Annotated in this window: 19 protein-coding genes; 11 read left to right on the top strand and 8 right to left on the bottom strand. The window is 72.2% G+C overall.

Annotated features, from left to right (window positions below):
- Positions 1-100: 100 nt before the first annotated feature.
- Positions 101-544 (bottom strand): DoxX family protein, encoded by a 444-nt coding sequence (locus tag JAV76_RS00195; RefSeq protein WP_198732007.1) that lies wholly within the window; start codon positions 542-544, stop codon positions 101-103.
- A gap of 10 nt (positions 545-554) precedes the next feature.
- On the bottom strand, positions 555-1,073 hold the full coding sequence (locus tag JAV76_RS00190) for a MarR family winged helix-turn-helix transcriptional regulator (RefSeq protein WP_198732006.1): 519 nt from the start codon (positions 1,071-1,073) through the stop codon (positions 555-557).
- 95 nt (positions 1,074-1,168) lie between these two features.
- Between JAV76_RS00190 and JAV76_RS00185 the strand changes: the two genes are divergently transcribed.
- The 3 genes from JAV76_RS00185 (at position 1,169) to JAV76_RS00175 (ending at position 3,528) form a co-directional block, all read left to right on the top strand.
- A complete protein-coding gene (locus JAV76_RS00185) occupies positions 1,169-2,104 on the top strand; it encodes a mechanosensitive ion channel family protein (protein WP_198732005.1) in 936 nt (311 codons plus the stop codon).
- A gap of 132 nt (positions 2,105-2,236) precedes the next feature.
- Positions 2,237-2,695, top strand: a complete 459-nt coding sequence (locus JAV76_RS00180; protein ID WP_198732004.1) for a hypothetical protein — start codon at positions 2,237-2,239, stop codon at positions 2,693-2,695.
- A gap of 74 nt (positions 2,696-2,769) precedes the next feature.
- A complete protein-coding gene (locus tag JAV76_RS00175; protein ID WP_198732003.1) occupies positions 2,770-3,528 on the top strand; it encodes a hypothetical protein in 759 nt (252 codons plus the stop codon).
- 68 nt (positions 3,529-3,596) lie between these two features.
- Here the strand turns inward: JAV76_RS00175 and JAV76_RS00170 are convergent, their stop codons facing one another.
- Positions 3,597-4,001, bottom strand: a complete 405-nt coding sequence (locus JAV76_RS00170; protein ID WP_198732002.1) for a GNAT family N-acetyltransferase — start codon at positions 3,999-4,001, stop codon at positions 3,597-3,599.
- Positions 4,002-4,083: 82 nt separating this feature from the next.
- On the opposite strand from JAV76_RS00170, the gene JAV76_RS00165 reads away from it, so the two are divergent.
- Positions 4,084-4,695: a hypothetical protein gene (locus JAV76_RS00165; RefSeq protein WP_198732001.1), complete on the top strand. Its 612-nt coding sequence runs from the start codon at positions 4,084-4,086 to the stop codon at positions 4,693-4,695.
- 65 nt (positions 4,696-4,760) lie between these two features.
- Here the strand turns inward: JAV76_RS00165 and JAV76_RS00160 are convergent, their stop codons facing one another.
- Positions 4,761-5,609: a hypothetical protein gene (locus JAV76_RS00160; protein WP_198732000.1), complete on the bottom strand. Its 849-nt coding sequence runs from the start codon at positions 5,607-5,609 to the stop codon at positions 4,761-4,763.
- A 272-nt stretch (positions 5,610-5,881) separates the two neighbouring features.
- Between JAV76_RS00160 and dnaK the strand changes: the two genes are divergently transcribed.
- From dnaK to JAV76_RS00140, 4 genes are all read left to right on the top strand, one after another.
- Positions 5,882-7,750 (top strand): molecular chaperone DnaK, encoded by a 1,869-nt coding sequence (dnaK, locus tag JAV76_RS00155; RefSeq protein WP_198731999.1) that lies wholly within the window; start codon positions 5,882-5,884, stop codon positions 7,748-7,750.
- Positions 7,747-8,331: a nucleotide exchange factor GrpE gene (locus JAV76_RS00150; protein WP_198731998.1), complete on the top strand. Its 585-nt coding sequence runs from the start codon at positions 7,747-7,749 to the stop codon at positions 8,329-8,331. Before dnaK ends, JAV76_RS00150 begins: the two co-directional genes overlap by 4 nt.
- A gap of 156 nt (positions 8,332-8,487) precedes the next feature.
- Entirely contained in the window at positions 8,488-9,501 is a 1,014-nt protein-coding gene (locus JAV76_RS00145; protein ID WP_198731997.1) for a DnaJ C-terminal domain-containing protein, read from the top strand.
- Positions 9,502-9,504: 3 nt separating this feature from the next.
- The gene (locus JAV76_RS00140) at positions 9,505-9,978 is read left to right on the top strand and encodes a heat shock protein transcriptional repressor HspR (RefSeq protein WP_307843927.1); all 474 of its coding nucleotides are present in this window, start codon (positions 9,505-9,507) and stop codon (positions 9,976-9,978) included.
- 45 nt (positions 9,979-10,023) lie between these two features.
- On the opposite strand, the gene JAV76_RS00135 is transcribed toward JAV76_RS00140, so the two are convergent.
- On the bottom strand, positions 10,024-10,776 hold the full coding sequence (locus JAV76_RS00135; RefSeq protein WP_198731996.1) for a phosphotransferase: 753 nt from the start codon (positions 10,774-10,776) through the stop codon (positions 10,024-10,026).
- A 258-nt stretch (positions 10,777-11,034) separates the two neighbouring features.
- Here JAV76_RS00135 and JAV76_RS00130 point away from each other — a divergent pair, with 258 nt between their 5' ends.
- A complete protein-coding gene (locus tag JAV76_RS00130; RefSeq protein ID WP_198731995.1) occupies positions 11,035-11,340 on the top strand; it encodes a DUF1540 domain-containing protein in 306 nt (101 codons plus the stop codon).
- A gap of 22 nt (positions 11,341-11,362) precedes the next feature.
- Here the strand turns inward: JAV76_RS00130 and JAV76_RS00125 are convergent, their stop codons facing one another.
- Positions 11,363-12,130, bottom strand: coding sequence for a hypothetical protein (locus JAV76_RS00125; RefSeq protein WP_198731994.1), 768 nt, complete (start codon positions 12,128-12,130; stop codon positions 11,363-11,365).
- Between the two features lie 197 nt (positions 12,131-12,327).
- Here JAV76_RS00125 and JAV76_RS00120 point away from each other — a divergent pair, with 197 nt between their 5' ends.
- The gene (locus JAV76_RS00120; protein WP_198731993.1) at positions 12,328-16,758 is read left to right on the top strand and encodes a sigma-70 family RNA polymerase sigma factor; all 4,431 of its coding nucleotides are present in this window, start codon (positions 12,328-12,330) and stop codon (positions 16,756-16,758) included.
- Positions 16,759-16,789: 31 nt separating this feature from the next.
- Here JAV76_RS00120 and upp read toward each other — a convergent pair whose 3' ends face one another.
- Entirely contained in the window at positions 16,790-17,428 is a 639-nt protein-coding gene (upp, locus tag JAV76_RS00115) for a uracil phosphoribosyltransferase (RefSeq protein WP_198731992.1), read from the bottom strand.
- Between the two features lie 44 nt (positions 17,429-17,472).
- Between upp and tadA the strand changes: the two genes are divergently transcribed.
- Positions 17,473-17,934, top strand: a complete 462-nt coding sequence (gene tadA, locus JAV76_RS00110) for a tRNA adenosine(34) deaminase TadA (RefSeq protein WP_230401674.1) — start codon at positions 17,473-17,475, stop codon at positions 17,932-17,934.
- On the opposite strand, the gene JAV76_RS00105 is transcribed toward tadA, so the two are convergent.
- Positions 17,906-18,772 carry an NAD-dependent protein deacetylase gene (locus tag JAV76_RS00105; RefSeq protein WP_198731991.1) on the bottom strand — a complete coding sequence of 289 codons (867 nt, stop codon included), beginning with the start codon at positions 18,770-18,772 and terminating at the stop codon, positions 17,906-17,908. The two genes, tadA and JAV76_RS00105, sit on opposite strands and share 29 nt — an antisense overlap.
- Positions 18,773-18,786 lie beyond the last annotated feature (14 nt).

The raw sequence follows: 18,786 nt of genomic DNA, 5'->3' as shown, positions 1-18,786 counted from the left end.
GAGCGGGGACGACGTGAGGATCTCCTCACGCAGCAGAGGTGTGCCGTCGTGCGCTCGCGGGAGAGATCGACGCTCTGGGTGGAGGTCTCGGGTCCGGCGCTCAGGCGGTGCGGGAGCGCCTGGTGATGAGGTGGTCGACGCTGATGCGTCCGGCGCCGAGAGCGATGAGGATGACAAGGCCGGCGATGAGGGCGAGGACGAGCTCGGAGCCGCCCTGGTCGACGAAGATGCCGTTGCCTGCGTGGACGAAGACGATCGCGCCGATGAAGTTGAGGGTGGCGAGGGCCGCGAACACGGGCGTCAGCAGCCCGATGACGAGGGCGATCCCGCCGACGAGCTCCACGAAGGTCGCGAAGACGGCTGCCGCCGCGGGGGCGGGGATGCCCATGCCGTCGAACGACTCGGTGGTGCCGTCGATCGTGTACTCGTTGAACTTCTGCCAGCCGTGGGCGATGAGCACGACGCCGAGGAGCACCCGGGTGACGAGCAGCGCGATGTCGGCGAGGACAGGCGTGGTGCGGGCAGGGTGAAGAAGGGTGTGCACAGGGTTCTCCTCAGGGTGGTGGTGCGGGGCGGGTGGGGTCGTTCTCGGTGGCGTCGGCCTCGAGGGGGCCGACGATCTTCGCCAGCAGCGCGGAGAGCTGCTGGACCTCGTGGGGGTCGAGCGGGTCGAGGACGGTGGTCCGGACCTGCTCGACGTGCCCGGGTGCGGTCCGCACGAGGACCTGCTTCCCGGCGTCGGTGAGCGTGGCGATCTGCCTGCGCCGGTCCTCAGGTGCGCGGTGGCGGGCGACCCAGCCGTGCTGCTCCAGGGCGGCGACGGCGTGGGAGAGGCGGCTGGCCGACGTGGCGGTCTTGCGGGCGAGGTCTGTCATCTGCATGGAGGTGTCGAGTGCGTCGGACAGGGTCGCGAGGATCATGTACGACGAGTGCATGAGGCCCGAGTCGCGGCGGAGCTGGCGATCGAGCGTGCCGGGCAGGAGCATGACGAGCCGCAGCACGCGCAGCCAGGCCTCCATCTCCTGGTCGTCCAACCAGCGCGGTGTGGTGGGCAGCTCGCTCGTCTCCGACATCGACCACTCCTTTACTTGAGGTCTCAAATAAACGGTACCGCCACAGGGCGCGATGTCAAGAAGTCGGATTCGTCCAGGTGGGGGAGACTGGGCGGATGATTCTCGTCGGCCTGTCGTCCCGCTGGGCGCTCGTCGCCGCGGAGGGGGACGGTGTGGTGCCCGGTCTCGAGGAGGCGGGGCTCGACCTGCCGCCCGTCGAACCCGAGCAGCTCCTCCTCGGGGCGGGTGTCATCCTCGTCGGGCTCCTCCTGGCGAGGGCGTTGCGCATGGTGGTGCGCTGGTGGCTGGCCCGCAGACACACGCGCTCCTACGCGCGGGTCTTCTCCTCGATCGCGGCCTTCGTCCTCGGGGCGTTCGCGGTCGGTGCTGGTCTGACCGTCGCGTTCCCGAGCGTGCGCCCCGTGGATGTCCTCGGTGGCCTGGGGATCGTGTCGGTGGCGATCGGCATCGCGTTCCAGAACGTCCTCGCGAACCTCTTCACGGGTCTGCTGATCCTCGTCCGGGAACCGTTCAGAGCGGGCGACCAGATCGCCGTCGGTGACATCCAGGGCACCGTGGAGGAGGTCAACCTCCGCGAGACGGTGGTGCGGACGTTCGACGGGCGCCGCGTCCTGGTCCCCAACAGCACCGTGCACGGCGAGGTCCTCGCCGTGCAGACCGGGTACGCGCACATCCGCACGACGGTGGTCATCGGCGTCGACTACGCGACCGACCTGGCCCGGGCCAGGACCGTCGTGCTCGACGCGGTCCGCCAGGTGCCCGGGGTGGCGGCCGAGCCGGCTCCCCAGTGCCTGCTGACCGAGCTCGCCGCGTCGACCATCAACTTCGACCTGCGGTTCTGGTCCGGCGCCCGCCAGCTCGACGCGCTCGAGACCCGTGACCGGGTCATCGAGTCGGTCGCAGGTGCCCTCACCGAGGCGGGCGTGGACATGCCCGCCGACATCAGGGTCCTGCAGCCGTCGGCTGACCTGCTGACGGCGATCGAGAGCAGGTCCGGCCAGGACGGCGACGGGTCGCGCCAGGACACCTAGGACGTGTCTCCCAAGTGCCAAGAGCATCGCCATGTGGTCGGGGCATCGTCTACCGACACCGGACTGGTGTCGCCTGACGCGATCTGCGACCACAACCCGAGCCGGTCGTGGCGCCCCGGGTAGGCTCCAGGCATGGAGATCCTGCCCGGTATCGGGGTCGGCGTCGGTGGCGAGGCCGTGCGGATCGGCGACGCCCGGGACGCCGTCGAGCGCGTCACCGGCCCGTCGGACGCCGGCGCGCTCGCGCGCAAGGTCGCGTACGGCCCACCGACCAACCTCGTGGTCCACTACGCGCCGGACCGGACCGTGGAGGCGGTCGCCGTCGGGTACGGCGAGGGCGACGAGGCCACGTACGACGGTGTCCACCTCACGGGCCGGTTCCTCGACGACGTCCTCGCGGACCTCGCCGCACGTGGACTGACGAGCACCCCGAGCGACATCGGCCGTGACTTCCACGCCGGCTTCAGCGTCTTCTCGATGTCGTCCGCCTACGGCGCCGACCTGGGTCTGACGGACGGCGGGGACGACGAGCGGCTCGTGAGCGAGGGCGTGCACGTCGCCCCCTACGCCACCTTCGCGCAGCCGGCCTGATACGGCAGCCCCCGGTGCCCCCGACCCCCGATGCCGGTCCTGCTGCCCGCTCCGGGTGGCGTACCTGGCTCGGGTTGGTCGCCTCGGTTCTCGCCGCCGCCTTCTTCGTGGCTGTCGTCGGTATCGACGTCTTCTCCGGGAGGGTGGTGCTGATCGTGGACGAGCGCATCGTCGAGCCTCCGTGGACGACGGTTGTCGGTGGGTCCGTTGCCGTGGTCCTCGGTGCCGCGGGACGGCTCTCGCTCCGGGCACCTGGACGGCTGTCGCGCGTAGAGCTCGGGCTCTGCGCAGGCCTCGTGGGAGGCGTCGCCCTAGCAAGCATGGCTCAGACGATTCCTTGGATCGTGGTCGTGATGCTCCTCCTCGCGTTCCCGCTGGTGTCCGTGATTCCGTCGTGGCAGGGGCCGGTCGCGATCCTCATCGTCCTGGTCGTGGTCCTCGTCGTCCGCCGACGGCGGGCGCGCGACGAGCCGGAGCAGCCCGTCGGGCGACATCCAGCTTTGCTGGCAGTCGCGGCAGGATTCATGGCGTTGTCGGCCACGTGCGCGCTGCTCGGGAGCGCGCTGCTGTCCGCTGAGGACGAGGTCGTGGTCGAGCGCGGACCAGGAGGGTGCGCCGTGGTCATGACCGAGAATCAGTTCCTCTTCAATGGCATGCTGGGGATCTATCGAGCCGTGCCAGGTTCGCCTCTTGCCGTCATCGTCGAGTCCCACCCGCTCGAGAGGCACTTCCCGTTACGTCAGGACACCCATGCCGTGACGTTCCGAGATGGGCAGGCGCACGTCGATCTCGGCGTTGCGGCGGATCCCGTGATCATCGCAGCGTGTGGCTGACGGGCCAGCTCGATCCGGGGGAACGGGGGTGACGTCGCCTACGGTCCCAGCTGGGCAGCGAGCGCCGATCAGCGGAGCCTGACGAGCCCGGCTTCCGTGGGGCGCATGCCGCACGACTTCTCGTAGAAGTCCACGAGGTGTGGTTCGTAGTCGGCGTGCACCCACTCGCAACCGAGCCGTCGTGCCTCGTCGACGGCGGCGCCGACGAGCGCCCGGCCCACCCCACGTGCCTGGAAGTCCGGGGCGACGCAGGTGTCGAGGAGGATCGCGTGCGCACCCCCGTCACCGACGACGTTGACGAACCCGACGAGCCGGCTGTCCTGCCGCGCGGTGATCCACGCGATGCTGCGGTCCTCGAGGCGCTGCCGCCACGGTGTGTCCGTGACCGGGTGCGCGAACGCGGCGGCGTGCAAGGTCTCGAGCTCGGTGTCGGTGAGGGGTCCGCGCGGAGACAGCTCGATCTCAGGGGTCATGCGATGAGTGTCTCGCGGGCCACTGGCTGTAGACACAGCACGTTGCCTCGCACTCCGGGCTTCCGCACGCCAGGATGCTCGCGTGACCCTCTACGCGCAGACACCCCGCCGTCGCATGTTCCAGGTCCTCGCCGACCTCCTCGTGATCGCGTGGGTGATCACCTGGGTGCGTGCGGGGAGGTGGGTGCACGACACCGTCGCCGTGCTCGCCGGGCCCGGCCGGACCCTCGAGGACGCCGGGACGTCCCTGTCCGACGGGCTGAGCTCCGCGGGTGACACCGTCGCCCGCGTGCCTCTCGTCGGCGACGAGGCCCGCACACCCTTCACGGCGGCCGGGAACGCCGCCGACTCCATCTCCCAGGCAGGCGTGGAGGTCCAGGAAGGAGCGATGCAGCTCGCCATGCTCCTCGGTCTCACCATCGCGGCCGTCCCGATCCTCCTCGTCGTCGCCGTCTGGTTCATTGCGCGCGCCCGCTTCGTGAGCCGCGCCCGCGCAGCCCGACGCATCCTCGACAACGCAGCCGACCTCGACCTCTTCGCCCTGCGAGCCCTCGCCAAGCAGCCCGTCCGCGCCCTCGCCCGCATCAGCGACGACCCCGCCGACGCGTGGCGCACCAAGGACCCCGACGTCGTGCGGGCGCTCGCGGCCCTCGAGCTGCGCTCCCTCGGGCTGCGGGCACCCGCCCCGCACTGAGCGTCCAGCCGCGCGGCACCGCCCGGCCACGTCCCGACGGTGATCGGCGTGCTCATGCGCGGGTGCTAACGGCTGTGATCGTGGCGCGATGACGGGTGACGGTCGGCATCGTTCGCGCGGGACCGGAGGACGGCCCAGATCGCCAGCGCGGCGACGACGGCCCCGACCGGCATGAGGGCGAGGAAGCCGCCTGGTGTGAGGCCTGGGATCGCCAGGCCGCAGACAGGGCCGAGCACCGCACCGATGACGCCCGCCAGGCCGATCCACCCGGAGACGTCCGGCTTCTCCGCATCTGACGGACGGCGTTGCGCCCGGGGCGATTTGAGATCGGTGGTCGCCCGCCGCAGGCGCCCGTCCCCGAGTTCCGGGAGGTCGCTGGCGTCACCGGGACGCAGCACGCCGAGGGAACGCCAGAAGCGGCTCTCCTGCAGCGTCAGTCCAGGGAGCCGGACGCGCTGCACCCACATGATCCGGGCCACCAGGACAGGGCCGTGGGTCGCTCCCATGAGCACGAGGGCCACATCCTCGGCGCCCGCGACCACCGCGGCCATCGCTCCGCCCACGAGGAGGCTGATGGTGAGCGCGATGGATGCGACGACCTTGACGCGGCGGCGCACCGCACCGGGAGGGCGGAGCCGTCTCTCCGCGTCGTGGAGGGCCTGGTCGGGGGCGACCCGCGCGACGGCGCGGAGGAGCAGCCGCGCACCGGCTCGGTCACCGCGGCGATCGAGTTCTTGTGCAGCGCGCAGGGTGAGCGACGAGCCTCGTGCCGGGCAGGACGTGAGGAGCCGCCACGCCACCTCGCCGACGAGCTGGTCCAGGACCGGGGCATCGCCGTCGCGGTCACGTTCGTGTATGGCGTCGACGGCCTCGTCGACGACTTCTGGCTGTTCCTCGACGACGTGTTCCTCCACAGGATTCCCGTCGGCATGCGCACCTCGATCATGAGCGGTCCGCGCGTCGGCTGGGGCGTACCTTGTCCCGATCCGAACGCGGGAATACCTCGTCCCCACCCAAGGGTTGAGCCCATCAGACTCAACTTCAGCCCTCGTGGCTTGCGCTCCGCTCCGGCGAGGCGCAGACTTGAGTCAAGCAGGCTCAACACCACGCCGGACGTCGGGAACGACGTCGGGCGGACCGTCACCAGGGCGCGAGCCCTGAGACCGCTCTCTGAAAGGCACCTCACATGGCACGTGCAGTCGGTATCGACCTCGGGACCACCAACTCCGTCGTCTCGGTCCTCGAGGGTGGAGAACCCACCGTCATCGCGAACGCCGAGGGCGCTCGCACCACCCCGTCCGTCGTCGCGTTCTCCAAGAACGGAGAGGTCCTGGTCGGCGAGATCGCCAAGCGCCAGGCCGTGACGAACGTCGACCGCACCATCAGCTCCGTCAAGCGCCACATGGGCACCGACTGGACCGTGGGCGTCGACGACAAGAAGTACACGGCGCAGGAGATCAGCGCCCGCGTCCTCGGCAAGCTCAAGCGCGACGCCGAGGAGTACCTGGGCGAGCCCGTCACCGACGCCGTCATCACCGTCCCGGCGTACTTCAACGACGCCGAGCGCCAGGCCACCAAGGACGCCGGGCAGGTCGCCGGCCTCAACGTCCTGCGCATCGTCAACGAGCCCACCGCAGCCGCACTCGCCTACGGGCTCGAGAAGGGCAAGGAGGACGAGCTCATCCTCGTCTTCGACCTCGGTGGCGGGACCTTCGACGTGTCGCTCCTCGAGGTCGGCAAGGACGAGGACGACTTCTCCACCATCCAGGTGCGCGCCACCTCCGGTGACAACCGCCTCGGTGGTGACGACTGGGACAACCGGATCGTCGAGCACCTCATCAAGGAGGTCAAGAACACCTCCGGCGTGGACCTCTCCAAGGACAAGATCGCCCTCCAGCGTCTGCGCGAGGCCGCGGAGCAGGCCAAGAAGGAGCTCTCGTCCGCGACGAGCACCAACATCTCCATGCAGTACCTCTCCATGAGCGAGAACGGGCCCATCCACCTGGACTCCAAGCTCACCCGCGCCCAGTTCCAGCAGATGACGCAGGACCTCATCGACCGGACCAAGGCCCCCTTCCACGCCGTCATCCGTGACGCCGGGATCTCGCTCGGCGACATCGACCACGTCGTCCTCGTCGGCGGCTCCACCCGCATGCCCGCCGTCACCGAGGTCGTCAAGGAGCTCACCGGGGGCCGCGAGCCCAACAAGGGCGTCAACCCCGACGAGGTCGTCGCCGTCGGTGCAGCCCTCCAGGCCGGTGTCATCAAGGGTGAGCGCAAGGACGTCCTCCTCATCGACGTCACGCCGCTGTCCCTCGGCATCGAGACCAAGGGCGGGGTCATGACCAAGCTCATCGAGCGCAACACGGCCATCCCCACCAAGCGCAGCGAGATCTTCTCCACGGCCGACGACAACCAGCCGTCCGTCCTCATCCAGGTGTTCCAGGGTGAGCGCGAGTTCGCTCGCGACAACAAGCCGCTCGGCACCTTCGAGCTCACCGGCATCGCCCCCGCACCGCGCGGCGTCCCGCAGATCGAGGTGACCTTCGACATCGACGCCAACGGCATCGTGCACGTCGGCGCCAAGGACCGCGGCACCGGCAAGGAGCAGTCGATGACCATCACCGGTGGCTCCGCGCTGCCGAAGGAGGACATCGACCGCATGGTCCGGGAGGCCGAGGAGCACGCCGCCGAGGACAAGGCGCGCCGCGAGGAGGCCGAGACCCGCAACCAGGCCGAGGGCTTCGCGTACTCCACGGAGAAGCTCCTCAAGGACAACGAGGACAAGCTGTCCGAGGACGTCCGCACCGAGGTCCAGACCGCCGTCGACGAGCTCAAGACCGCGCTCGAGGGCACCGACATCGCCGAGGTCAAGGCCAAGCAGGAGACCCTCAGCACCGTCGCCCAGAAGATCGGCGAGGCGCTCTACGCGCAGCAGGACGCCGCCGGTGACGCCGCACCCGAGGGCGGCGCCGCGCCCGACGACGCCTCCGGTGCGTCGGACGAGGACGTCGTGGACGCCGAGATCGTCGACGACGAGGACGAGAAGAAGTGAGCACCCCGAACGAGAACGGCCCGGGCGACAACCCCGAGGTCGACCCGCTCGAGAACCTCGACTTCGAGCCGTCCGCCGAGGCCTTCGACGTGGACGCCGACACCTCCGGGGCCACCACCCCGGAGGGCGGCGCCCCCGAGCCCACCGAGCTCGAGAAGGCGCAGGCGGAGTCCGCCGAGCGCCTCGGCGATCTCCAGCGGCTCAACGCCGAGTACGTGAACTTCTCCAAGCGCGCCAAGCGCGAGCAGGAGGCCGCACGTGCCCGCGGCGTCGAGGACGTCCTCGTCGCGCTCCTCCCCGTCCTCGACGACGTCCACCGTGCCAAGCAGGCCGGCGACCTCGCCGGCGGACCCTTCGAGGCGATCTCCGAGAAGCTCACGTCGACCCTCACCCGGTTCGGCGTCGAGTCCTACGGCGAGACCGGCGAGGAGTTCGACCCCGCGGTGCACGAGGCCCTCATGCACCAGACCTCCGCCGACGCCGACACCACCACGGTGCAGCACGTCATCGAGGTCGGGTACCGCATCGGGGACCGCGTGGTCCGGGCGGCGCGCGTCGCCGTCGTCGGCCCCGAGTCCTGAGGTGACCCACGCCCGGGGACCCGCACCAGCGGGTCCCCGGGCGCACCTCGTGGCACCACCAGCAGCACACACACCATCAGCACCACCACGCAGCACATCGAACTACGCAGCTCCGGGTGACGAACCCCTGGACCACAGACGACGGAGGTCGGCGCCGTGACCGGTCAGGACTGGATCGAGAAGGACTTCTACGCCGCGCTCGGCGTCTCCAAGGACGCCGACGACGCGACCCTGAAGAAGGCGTACCGCAAGCTGGCGCGCAAGTACCACCCGGACCAGAACTCCGGCGACAGCGCGTCCGAGACCCGCTTCAAGGAGGTCGGCGAGGCCTACTCCGTGCTCTCCGACCCCGAGCAGCGCCAGCAGTACGACGCCATCCGCGCCATGGCAGGCGGCGGCGCCCGCTTCTCCGCCGGGTCCGGCCGCCCCGGTGCCGGGGGAGCCGCCGGGTTCGAGGACATGTTCGGCGGCATGTTCGGCGGCCAGCAGCGCACCCAGTACTCGACCGGCGGCGGCGGGATGCCCAACGGCTTCGAGGACATCCTGTCCTCCATGTTCGGGGCCGGCGCAGGCCCCGCAGGTGCAGGCGGGCCCGCCGGGTTCCGCCCCAACGCCCGCCCCCAGACCGGGCAGGACCTCTCCGCGACCACGACCCTCCCGTTCCGTGAGGCCGTCGAGGGGTGCACCGTCACCCTGAGCGTCGAGGGACGCAGCGTCACCGCGCGCATCCCCGCCGGTGTCCGCGACGGCCAGAAGATCCGCCTGCGCGGCAAGGGGCGCCCCGGCGCCGGGGGCGGCCCCGCCGGTGACCTCGTCATCACCGTCACCGTCACGCCGCACCCCGTCTTCTCGATCGACGGCGCCAACCTCCGCGTCACCGTCCCCGTGACGTTCGACGAGGCCGTCCTCGGCACCCAGCTCGAGATCCCCACGCTCGCCGGGACGCCCGTCCGGGTGCGTGTCCCCGAGGGCACGCCGTCCGGCCGGGTCCTGCGGGTCAAGGGCCACGGCGTGAAGACGTCCAAGGGCACCGGCGACCTCCTCGTCACCGTGCAGGTCGCCGTCCCGCAGAAGCTCTCCAAGGCGGCCCGCGAGGCGGTCGCCCAGTTCGCCGAGGCGACGGCCGGCGAGGACGTCCGCGCCGACCTGGTCGCCCGGGCGAAGGAGTGACCGGTGGCGGGGCGTGACGTGAGGCTCGACGCCGACTGGTCACGGGACGACGAGCCCGTGTTCGTCATCTCGCGTGCCGCCGAGCTGGCCGGCATGCACCCGCAGACCCTCCGCCAGTACGACCGCCTGGGGCTCGTCACACCGAGCCGCACCAGCGGTCGCGGACGGCGCTACTCCCGACGCGACGTCGTGCAGCTCATCGAGGTGCAGCGCCTCAGCCAGGAAGAGGGCATCAACCTCGCGGGCATCCGGCGCATCCTCGCCCTCGAGTCCGAGGTGCGGCGCCTCGAGCACCGCGTCGAGCTCCTCGCGGCAGCCGCAGAGCCGGGGTCCCGGATCTTCACCGCCGCCCTGTCGGGCGACGTCGTCGCCGTGCGTGCCGGTCAGCGTACGCGCCGCGGGGCCCGGGGCCGCGCGCAGGGCGAGACGACGCCCGCGGAGCGCGCCGCGCTCGTCGTGTGGCGCCCCCAGCGCTGAGAGCGCACCACCCCGCGGTGTCGCCTGGTCTGTCGGTCGCGCGGTCTAGAGGCGCGCGAGCTCGCGCTCGACGACCGCCCGCGCGTCGGGGATGAGCGCGACCTCGTCGGGATCGAGGCACGGGTTCGCCAGGCGCGCGGTCACGGCGGCGTCGAGGTGCTCACCGACGCCCGCGCCCACCTTGTGCAGGAACGCCCGCAACAACGCGTGCGCCGCCCGGGCGTAGTCGTTGTCGTCGGCGGCGACCTCCGCGAACACGAGGGCCGTGGTCGCGAGATCGACCCCGGCAGGACCGTACGCCGCGGAGTCCCAGTCGAGCAGGTACGGGCCGTCGGGCGTCATCATGATGTTCGCCGGGTGCAGGTCGAGGTGCAGGATGCTGTCGCCCTCGGCGGCCGCACCGGACGTGAGCGCCTCGGGCGGCGGAGCGATCTCGTGGAGCCGGGTGTGGAGGTCAACGACCACCTGTGCCCCGTCGTTCAGCGAGATCTCCTCCGCGTCGAGCGCCTGGAGGAGCGTGGGCCCGTGCAGGCGTTCCATGACGATGTCCGGGCCGTCGACGTCGACGAGCCGGGCCGTCGGGAAGCCGACCTCCCCCAGGTACCGGAGCACCTCGAGGTTGGGGAACGTGCTGTCCCGGCTGTGGAGGCGCCGCACCACGTGGGTGTCGTCGAGGAGGTACACGTCCGCGGTGCGGCCGTGGACGAGGAGGTGCGCGTCGTCGAGGACCTGCGGCGTCGCGTCGGGCTCGGTGGGGCCGGAGTCGCCGCCCTGGTCGGAGTGGGCGTCGGCATCCATACCCGCCACGGTAGCGGGGGTGGGACGGACGCACCAGTTGTCGGGTTCGCCCGGCCGGTGCCGAGCGGTCGCGGCGGCACGGGACACGGTGCCCTCACCACGGGAAAGACCTTTTATGCGACAGATCAATGTCGTAAAGAATGCGTCGTCGCATTCTTGTGAGCCAGGCCTTCCTTGCTGTACAGGAATTCGGTCCCGGGTCTACGGTCGAACAAAGGCACGTGACCTCGCGTGCACCGTCGCACCGTTGGAGGAACCATGACCTCGCTGCTCGACCTTCCCCACGTCTCCGACTGCACCGTCGAGTCCTGCGGCTACAACCACGACGGGTGCCACGCCGGCGCCGTCACGGTCGCCGGTCACACGGGCTCGGCCGAGTGCGCCACGTTCATCCCGCTGTCCACGAAGGGCGGCCTCGACAAGGTCGTCGCCCAGGTGGGCGCCTGCCAGCGTGGGGAGTGCGTGCACAACGAGTCCCTCGAGTGTCACGCCGACTCCGTGCGCATCGGTGCCGGTGCCGCCAAGGAGGACCTCGCGGACTGCCTCACCTACGCGCCTCGCTGAACCCTTCCTGGCGCGCCCCGGCCTAGTGCCGCAGGTGCGCCAGGAGCTGGGTGGCGCCCTCGGCCGTCTGCGGCAGCGACTCGAGCCAGATCCGCGCCGGCTGGCGGACCGCGGCGCTCAGCCCGTAGCGCCGCGAGTCCTGGTCCATGAGGATCCGCAGGTCGTTGAGGAGCGCCGGCAGCTGGTTGTCCCGCGTGCACAGCGCGACGAACGTCCCGCCGCCGAGCGACGCCATCGGGTGACCGTCCCCGAAGGTGTCACGGAGGATCTGGCCCATCGACGCGGACCGGGCGACGCGCTGCCACCCGGCGAGCTCCTCGAGGGAGACGTCGATGACCGCGAGGGCGAACCCGTCACGCGGCATCTGGCGCTTGCGGCGCGCGATGCCGTACGCCTCGCGCAGCCGCACGGCGAGGTAGCCGACGGTGTTGAGCCCGGTCTCCGCGTCCACCCACGTGGGGGTGACCGCGGTCGACGCCTCGTTCTCGGCCCACCCGGTGCTCAGCGCGCGGACGGCCTCGATGGGCGGGTTGCCGCCGATCGTCGCCCACAGGCAGGCGAGGTCGTCGATCGCTTCCGTGATGCCGCACCCGGCGGCGCTGCGGGACGCACCGAGGCGCTCGCACGCCGCAACGGGGGAGTGGCCGTCGACGACGGCCTCGACGATCGCGTCGACGGCAGGGTGGTACCAGTCGTCCGGGTGGGCCCAGACGGAGCGGATGCTTGCGGCGCGCCACTGTTCCCTGAGCGCTTCGGGGGGCGTCTTGGCGCCCTGCAGGAGGTCTGTCACATGGGAAGAGAGGGGTGGGGTCGATCTTCATGACGCGAGAACCGGGTGAGAAATCACGGGGAGTTTCTCGTCGTCGTCCTTTTCCGGGGCGAACCGGACGGACCTGCTCCGCGACCGGTTGAAAGGCGCCCGTGAGCCTGGACGTGCCCCGGGGCGTGGGGCAGGATTCACCACGGCTGACGACGAGAGCAGGTGCCGTGGACACGAACCACCACACGTGGGGTCCGTCGTCGTCGGATGCGGAGCTCATCACGGCGGTCCGCGGCGGCGACACGGGTGCCTTCGGCGTGCTCTACGAGCGGCACGCCGGTGCGGCCCGCACGGTCGCCCGCCAGTACGTGTCCTCGCAGGCGTCCGCGGACGACGTCGTGTCGGAGTCCTTCACCAAGGTCCTCGCGGTCCTCCGTGACGGGCGCGGCCCGGACCTGGCGTTCCGCGCGTACCTGTTCACGGTGGTCCGTCGCCTGGCGTACGAGTCCGTCAACGGTGAGCGACGCACGCAGCCCAGCGACGACATGGCGGAGTTCGAGTCGGCGTTCGGCCCCATGGCGTCCACGGAGGAACCCGCCCTCGAGGGCTTCGAGCGGTCCACGGTGGCGCGCGCCTACTCATCCCTCCCCGAGCGGTGGCAGGCGGTCCTCTGGTACTCGGAGATCGAGAACCTGCCCCCGGCGCAGATCGCGCCGATCCTCGGCCTCACCGCGAACAGCACGGCGGCCCTCGCGTACCGCGCCCGTGAGGGGCTGCGGCAGGCGTACCTGCAGCAGCACCTGCGGCACGCCCCGTCGGAGGCGTGCGAGCGGGCGAACCCGCTGCTCGGGTCCTACGTGCGCGGCGGTCTCGCCAAGCGGGAGACGGCGACGGTCGAGTCGCACCTCGCGGACTGCGGCGACTGCCGCGGGCTCATCCTCGAGCTCGACGACGTGTCGCACGGCATGCGGGCCGTCATCGCGCCCCTCGTCCTCGGCCTGGCGGGCCTCGGAGTACTCGGCACCGCGCTCCCCACGTGGGGCGCGGGCCTCGCAGCGGGCGCGACGGACGTGACCACAGGTACGGCGTCCACGGGGGCTGCGGCGTCCGGTGGCGGCGCGACGGGCGGGTCCGCGGGTGCGGCCGGTTCGACGAGCGGCGCGGGTGCTGCCGGAACAGGTGCCGCGGGCGCGGGTGCGGCGACCGCAGCGTCCGGTGCGGCGGCGTCGGGCGGCATCGCCGCGGCGATCGCCGGCGCTCCTGCCCTCGTCGCGGCCGGCGCGACCGTGCTCGTGGTGTCCGCCGGGTTCGGCGTCGCTGCGCTCCTCGGCGTCGTCGGGGGCGACGAGCCACGCCCCGTCGCGAGCGTCACGGCCGACGCGACGGACAGCCCCACCGGGGACGGCGACGACTCCGGCTCGGCGGACCCGTCGTCGGACGGCACAGGCTCCGACGAGCCGTCCGACGACACCTCGACCGGGACCACGGACACCGAAGGCGCGGACGTCGGTGCCGCGGGACCTGACGAGACGACGGATCCGAGCGATCCCACGAACGTCCCAGCAGTCCTCCCCGGACCCGGCGAGGGCACCGGCCCGGTCCCCGGCGACGCCACGGTCCCCGGCGACCCGGTGGCCGGAGCCCCGGGCGACACCACCCCGGGGGACCCTGCACCCGGCGACCCGATTCCCGCGGACCCGGGCGCCCCCGGCCCGACAGCTCCGACCCCGACGGACCCGACCCCGACCGTCCCGACACCGCCGACCCCTCCGACGCCCGTCCCACCGGTGCTGGCGGCCGACCTCGGCGTCGACCTCTCCCTGCCCTCCTTCGTGGCGCGTGCCGACACGACGCTCGAGTTCGGGGTGCGCAACGACGCGGGGACGGCCGTCACGGGCCTGTCCCTCGACATCCTCGTCCCGCCGGGTCTCGTCTTCCGACCCGACGACCTGGGTTCGCAGGGCGTCTTCGGCCCGCGGCTCCCGGTGACCCGGGGCGACGGGTGGTCGTGCAGCCCGCGGACCGGGCCCGCCCCGTCGGGCGCCCTGCCCGGCGGAGCAGTGGTGCGCTGCGACGTCGACTCCCTCGCCCCACGGTCGTCGACGACGATCGCCCTGACGTTCTTCGCGGCCCGCAGCACCACAGTGCAGCTCACAGCTCAGCTCCTCCACCGCGGTGTCCCCGTCGGTGACCCGTGGACGTTCGACCAGGAGGTCGCCGCCGCACCCGCGAAGCTCGTGGCGTCCGCGCGGCCCGTGGCGTCGCTCGTCGCCGGGACCGACGGGCACGTGGCCGTCTCCGTGGGGAACTCGGGCGAGGTGGAGGCCGCAGACGTCACCGTCTCGCTGCCGCTCCCGGACGTGTCGGGCCTCGACTGGCGCACCTCGGGCACCAGGCTTCCCACCGCGCCCGGTTCGACACCGGGGTGGGCATGCACCGCCGCCGCCGGGACGGCCACGTGCTCCCGTCCGGCGCTCGCCGGCGACGCGACCGCCGACCTCCTCCTGCCCGTCGCCGTGGACGCCGGCGCAGCCACCGCGGCCACCCTCGGCACCACCACGACGTGGACGACGGACGGAGTACCGGGCGCGTCGTCCTCCCCGTCGAATCTGGCGACCTCTGCGTCCGGGCTCTCCGCCCGGACCGTGCTCGACGGACCGTTGCGCACCGCGCACGTCGCGGGCGAGGTCGGGGCGCCGTTGACGCTCACCGCGCCGCCCGCCGGCACCGTGCGGCACGCCGAGCTCGCGTGGTTCGCGCCGACCGCACCGCTGGCTGCGGGCGGCGGGGCCGCCCTCGAGCTGCGCACCGACGCCGGGCCCGTCGCGACCACGCCCGTGGACGGCGCACCCGTCGCCGACCCGACCACGGGAGGCGTGTGGTCGAGCGTCGACGTCACCGACCTGGTCGCTGCGCACCCTGGGACCGGGCGCTGGACCCTGGCGCCCACCGCCGGCAGCACCGTCGCACCGGGCGCCACATGGAGTCTCGTGGTGGTGCACTCCGTGCCCGGCACACCGCACGGCACCGTCACGGTGCTCACCGGCCCCGGTGGGGTCGACGCGAGCCTCGCGCTGCCCGCGGGCGGACCGGTCGCGGTCTCCGCGTCCGCGGCCTCGGCCGGTGCGCCGACGGTGCTCCGCGCCGGAGGGCTCGACCTCGACCCGACCCCCGGGGCGGGCGCCGCGACCTACCTCGCCACCACACTCGGCACCCCCGTCGGTGACGCGCCCCTGCGCGTCATGACGCGGCCCGCCCCGACGGTCCGTGCCCTCGTCCTCCACACGACCGGTGCCATCGGTGGGACGGGTGGTCCTGTCGCCCAGCCGCAGACAGCGGCCCTCGCGCCGTCGATCACTCTCGCCGCCGACGAGGAGGTGACGCTCGACGGCGTGGTGACGGTCCCGCTCGTCGCCCGGAACGACGGGACCTCGCCGTTGGTGGGCGTCACGATCACCGCCACCCTCCCGGCGGGCATCACCGGCTCGACGGCCGACGGGTCCTGCACGACGAGCGGTGCGGTCGTCACCTGCCCCCTGCCGGACCTCGCGGTCGGAGCGACGGCGGAGGTCGACCTCGTCCTCAGCGGCACGGCGCCCGCCCAGGGGACGGACGTGGCCGTCGAGGTCACGGCCGTCGACCCTGTCACCCGGGTGGGGGCGTCGGCGTCGCAGACGTTCACGGTGTCACCCGAGACGGTGGACGGCCTGGCGCAGACCGGCACCTGGCAGGGACGGACCGCTGCCGTCCACGTCGGTGCGCCGCTCCTCACCTGTGTTCCCTCGGCGGGATCCGGTCCGGGAGCCCAGTGCGCGAGCATCGACAGCTTCGGTGGGAGCCTCGACAACAACTCGAGCACCATGCGGCCGGTCGACAAGGCCCCTGCCGTCGGTGGGGAGACGAGCACCCGGTGGTCGTCCACCGCCGTCCTCGATGTTCCCGCTGGCTCGACGGTCCACCGAGCCACGCTCAGCTGGTCGGCGTCGCGTCCTGCGTCGGGCGCCTTCGACGGGGCTGAGGGCACCGCGCGCCTGCGCGGGCCCGGTGGTCTCTACACGGACGTGACGAGCGCCGCGACGACGGTCGTCACCGACCGTGCCGGGCTCGTCACGTACCAGACCCACGCGGACGTGACGTCGACGGTGAAGGCTCTGGGGGCCGGGGAGTGGTCGGTGGCGGACATCGCCCTGCCCCGGCTCACGGGGGCACAGGCGGGGAACGGGCTGCACGGCGGTTGGACGCTCACCGTCGTCTACGAGCACCCGAGCCTGCCTCAGGCATCGGTGACCCTGTTCCAGGGGTCGCTCAGCGTCCTCGGTGCGACCAGCGGACCGGACCTCTGGTTGGGGGCCCCGGCGAACCGGACCATGGTGGTCGGTGCGGTGGCCTGGGACGGGGACCGCGGACGGACGGGCGACTCCGTGTTCGTCGACGGCCGTGCCCTCACGCCGATGACCGGCAACGGCACCGGGGGAAGCCCGCAGAACGCCTTCGACTCCACGGCCACCGGCGTGCAGGGCGGATTCCGCAACTCGCTCGGGGTCGACGCGAAGACGTTCCTGCCTGTGCAGGTGTCGGGCGAGCGCGCGAACCTGTGCTTCACGGCCGGCAACGACGCCTACCTGCTGGGCATGGTCTCCGTCACCGTGCGGGAGTAGGGCTCCGGAGATCCGGTCGACAGGGCCGGCGTCAGTCGACGACGCCGTAGAGGCGGTCTCCTGCATCCCCGAGCCCGGGGACGATGTAGGCGTTCTCGTCGAGGCGCTCGTCGACGGCGGCGACGACGACCTTGACGTCCACGCGGTCGCCGACGGCCTTCTCGAGGACCTCGAGGCCCTCGGGCGCGGCGAGGAGGCACACGGCGGTGACGTCGCGGGCTCCACGCTCGAAGAGGAAGTCGATGGCCGCGACGAGGGTGCCGCCGGTGGCGAGCATGGGGTCGAGGAGGAAGCACTGGCGACCGGTGAGGTCGTCGGGCAGGCGGTTGGCGTACGTGATGGCCTCGAGGGTCTCCTCGTTGCGCTGCATCCCGAGGAAGCCGACCTCGGCGGTGGGCAGCAGGCGCGTCATACCGTCGAGCATCCCCAGGCCTGCCCGCAGGATGGGGACGACGAGGGGGCGGGGGTCCGCGATGCGCGTCCCGACGGTCTCGGCGACGGGCGTGCGGATGGTGTGGCTCTCCGTGCTCACCTCGCGGGTGGCCTCGTACGCGAGGAGCGTGACGAGCTCGTCGACGAGGAGCCGGAACGTCGGCGACGACGTCTCCTGGTCGCGGAGGACGGTGAGCTTGTGGGCGACCAGCGGGTGGTCGGCGACGTGCAGGCGCATGGGCCTACGGTACCGCGCTCACCACCGCTGCCATACTGGCGCGCATGCACGACGACGGGCGGTACCGGTGGGCGATGGACCTCGCCCTGGGCGAGGCGCGTCTCGCGGTCGGCACGGGCGACGTGCCGGTCGGTGCGGTCGTCGTCGGCCCGGACGGGACGGTGGTGGGGCGCGGGCGCAACCGTCGTGAGGAGACGGGGGACCCGACGGCGCACGCCGAGGTCCTCGCCCTCCGCGAGGCCGCGGCGGCCCTCGGCGAGTGGCGCCTGGCGGGCTGCACGCTCGTCGTCACTCTGGAGCCGTGCGCGATGTGCGCGGGTGCGATCCTCCTCGCGCGCGTCCCCCGCCTCGTGCTGGGTGCGTGGGACGACAAGGCGGGGGCGACGGGCTCGGTGTGGGACGTCGTCCGCGACCGTCGCATGAACCACCGCGTCGAGGTCCTCGGTGGCGTCCAGGAGGACGAGTGTGCCGCGCTGCTCAGGGAGTTCTTCGCGGAGCACCGCTGAGCGGAGCGCTGCCGACGAGCGCGTCCACCAGGGCGGTGAGCGTCTCGGAGGTGCCCGCGTCGAGGCGCACCGTGGCGAGGTCGTCGCCGCGCGTCGCACCCCGGTTGACGATGGCCACGGGCTTCCCGGTCTTCGCGGCGTGCCGCACGAACCGCAGTCCGGAGTGGACGGTGAGGGACGACCCGGCGACGAGGAGCGCGTCGGCGTCGTCGAGCATCGCGAACGCTCGGGTCACGCGCTCCTTGGGGACCGACTCCCCGAAGTAGACGATGTCCGGCTTGAGGACCCCGCCGCACACCTCGCAGGCCACGGGCTGGAACCCGGCGGTGGTCTCGATGACGGCGTCGGCGTCGGGCGCGATCTCGATGTCCGCGACGTTCCCCACGGACTCCACGAAGCCCGGGTTGGCGGCGTCGAGCCGCTCCGCGAGGGACTCCCGGGACACGAGGTGCCCGCAGTCGAGGCACACCACGCGGTCGTAGCTGCCGTGCAGGTCCACGAGGGCGCGGCTGCCCGCCTCCCGGTGGAGGAGGTCGACGTTCTGCGTGAGGATCCCGGACACGACGCCCGCCCGCTCGAGCTCGGCGAGCGCGCGGTGCCCGGCGTTGGGCTGCGCGCGGCGCACGTGCCGCCACCCCACGTGGTTGCGCGCCCAGTAGTGGCGCCTGAACGCCTCGTCGCCGATGAACTGCTGGTACGTCATGGGGGTGCGGGGCGGCGACCCGGGACCGCGGTAGTCGGGGATGCCGGAGTCGGTGGACATCCCCGCGCCGGTGAGGGCGAGCGTGCGGCGTCCGCGGAGGAGGTCGACGAGGTCCTCGACGGTGGTGCTGGTCATCCCTTCACAGTACG

The organism is Sanguibacter suaedae (assembly GCF_016342785.1).
Taxonomy (GTDB): domain Bacteria; phylum Actinomycetota; class Actinomycetes; order Actinomycetales; family Cellulomonadaceae; genus Sanguibacter; species Sanguibacter suaedae.
Note: the sequence above shows the minus strand (reverse complement) of the source record. Positions and strands in the feature narration are given on the sequence as shown.

What these genes read in the sequence shown, in the direction of transcription:
- JAV76_RS00190 (WP_198732006.1), bottom strand. Translation starts at nt 1,073, where the DNA reads ATGTCGGAGACGAGCGAGCTGCCCACCACACCGCGCTGGTTGGACGAC.
- JAV76_RS00185 (WP_198732005.1), top strand. Translation starts at nt 1,169, where the DNA reads ATGATTCTCGTCGGCCTGTCGTCCCGCTGGGCGCTCGTCGCCGCGGAG.
- JAV76_RS00180 (WP_198732004.1), top strand. Translation starts at nt 2,237, where the DNA reads ATGGAGATCCTGCCCGGTATCGGGGTCGGCGTCGGTGGCGAGGCCGTG.
- JAV76_RS00170 (WP_198732002.1), bottom strand. Translation starts at nt 4,001, where the DNA reads ATGACCCCTGAGATCGAGCTGTCTCCGCGCGGACCCCTCACCGACACC.
- dnaK (WP_198731999.1), top strand. Translation starts at nt 5,882, where the DNA reads ATGGCACGTGCAGTCGGTATCGACCTCGGGACCACCAACTCCGTCGTC.
- JAV76_RS00135 (WP_198731996.1), bottom strand. Translation starts at nt 10,776, where the DNA reads ATGGATGCCGACGCCCACTCCGACCAGGGCGGCGACTCCGGCCCCACC.
- JAV76_RS00130 (WP_198731995.1), top strand. Translation starts at nt 11,035, where the DNA reads ATGACCTCGCTGCTCGACCTTCCCCACGTCTCCGACTGCACCGTCGAG.
- upp (WP_198731992.1), bottom strand. Translation starts at nt 17,428, where the DNA reads ATGCGCCTGCACGTCGCCGACCACCCGCTGGTCGCCCACAAGCTCACC.
- tadA (WP_230401674.1), top strand. Translation starts at nt 17,473, where the DNA reads ATGCACGACGACGGGCGGTACCGGTGGGCGATGGACCTCGCCCTGGGC.
- JAV76_RS00105 (WP_198731991.1), bottom strand. Translation starts at nt 18,772, where the DNA reads ATGACCAGCACCACCGTCGAGGACCTCGTCGACCTCCTCCGCGGACGC.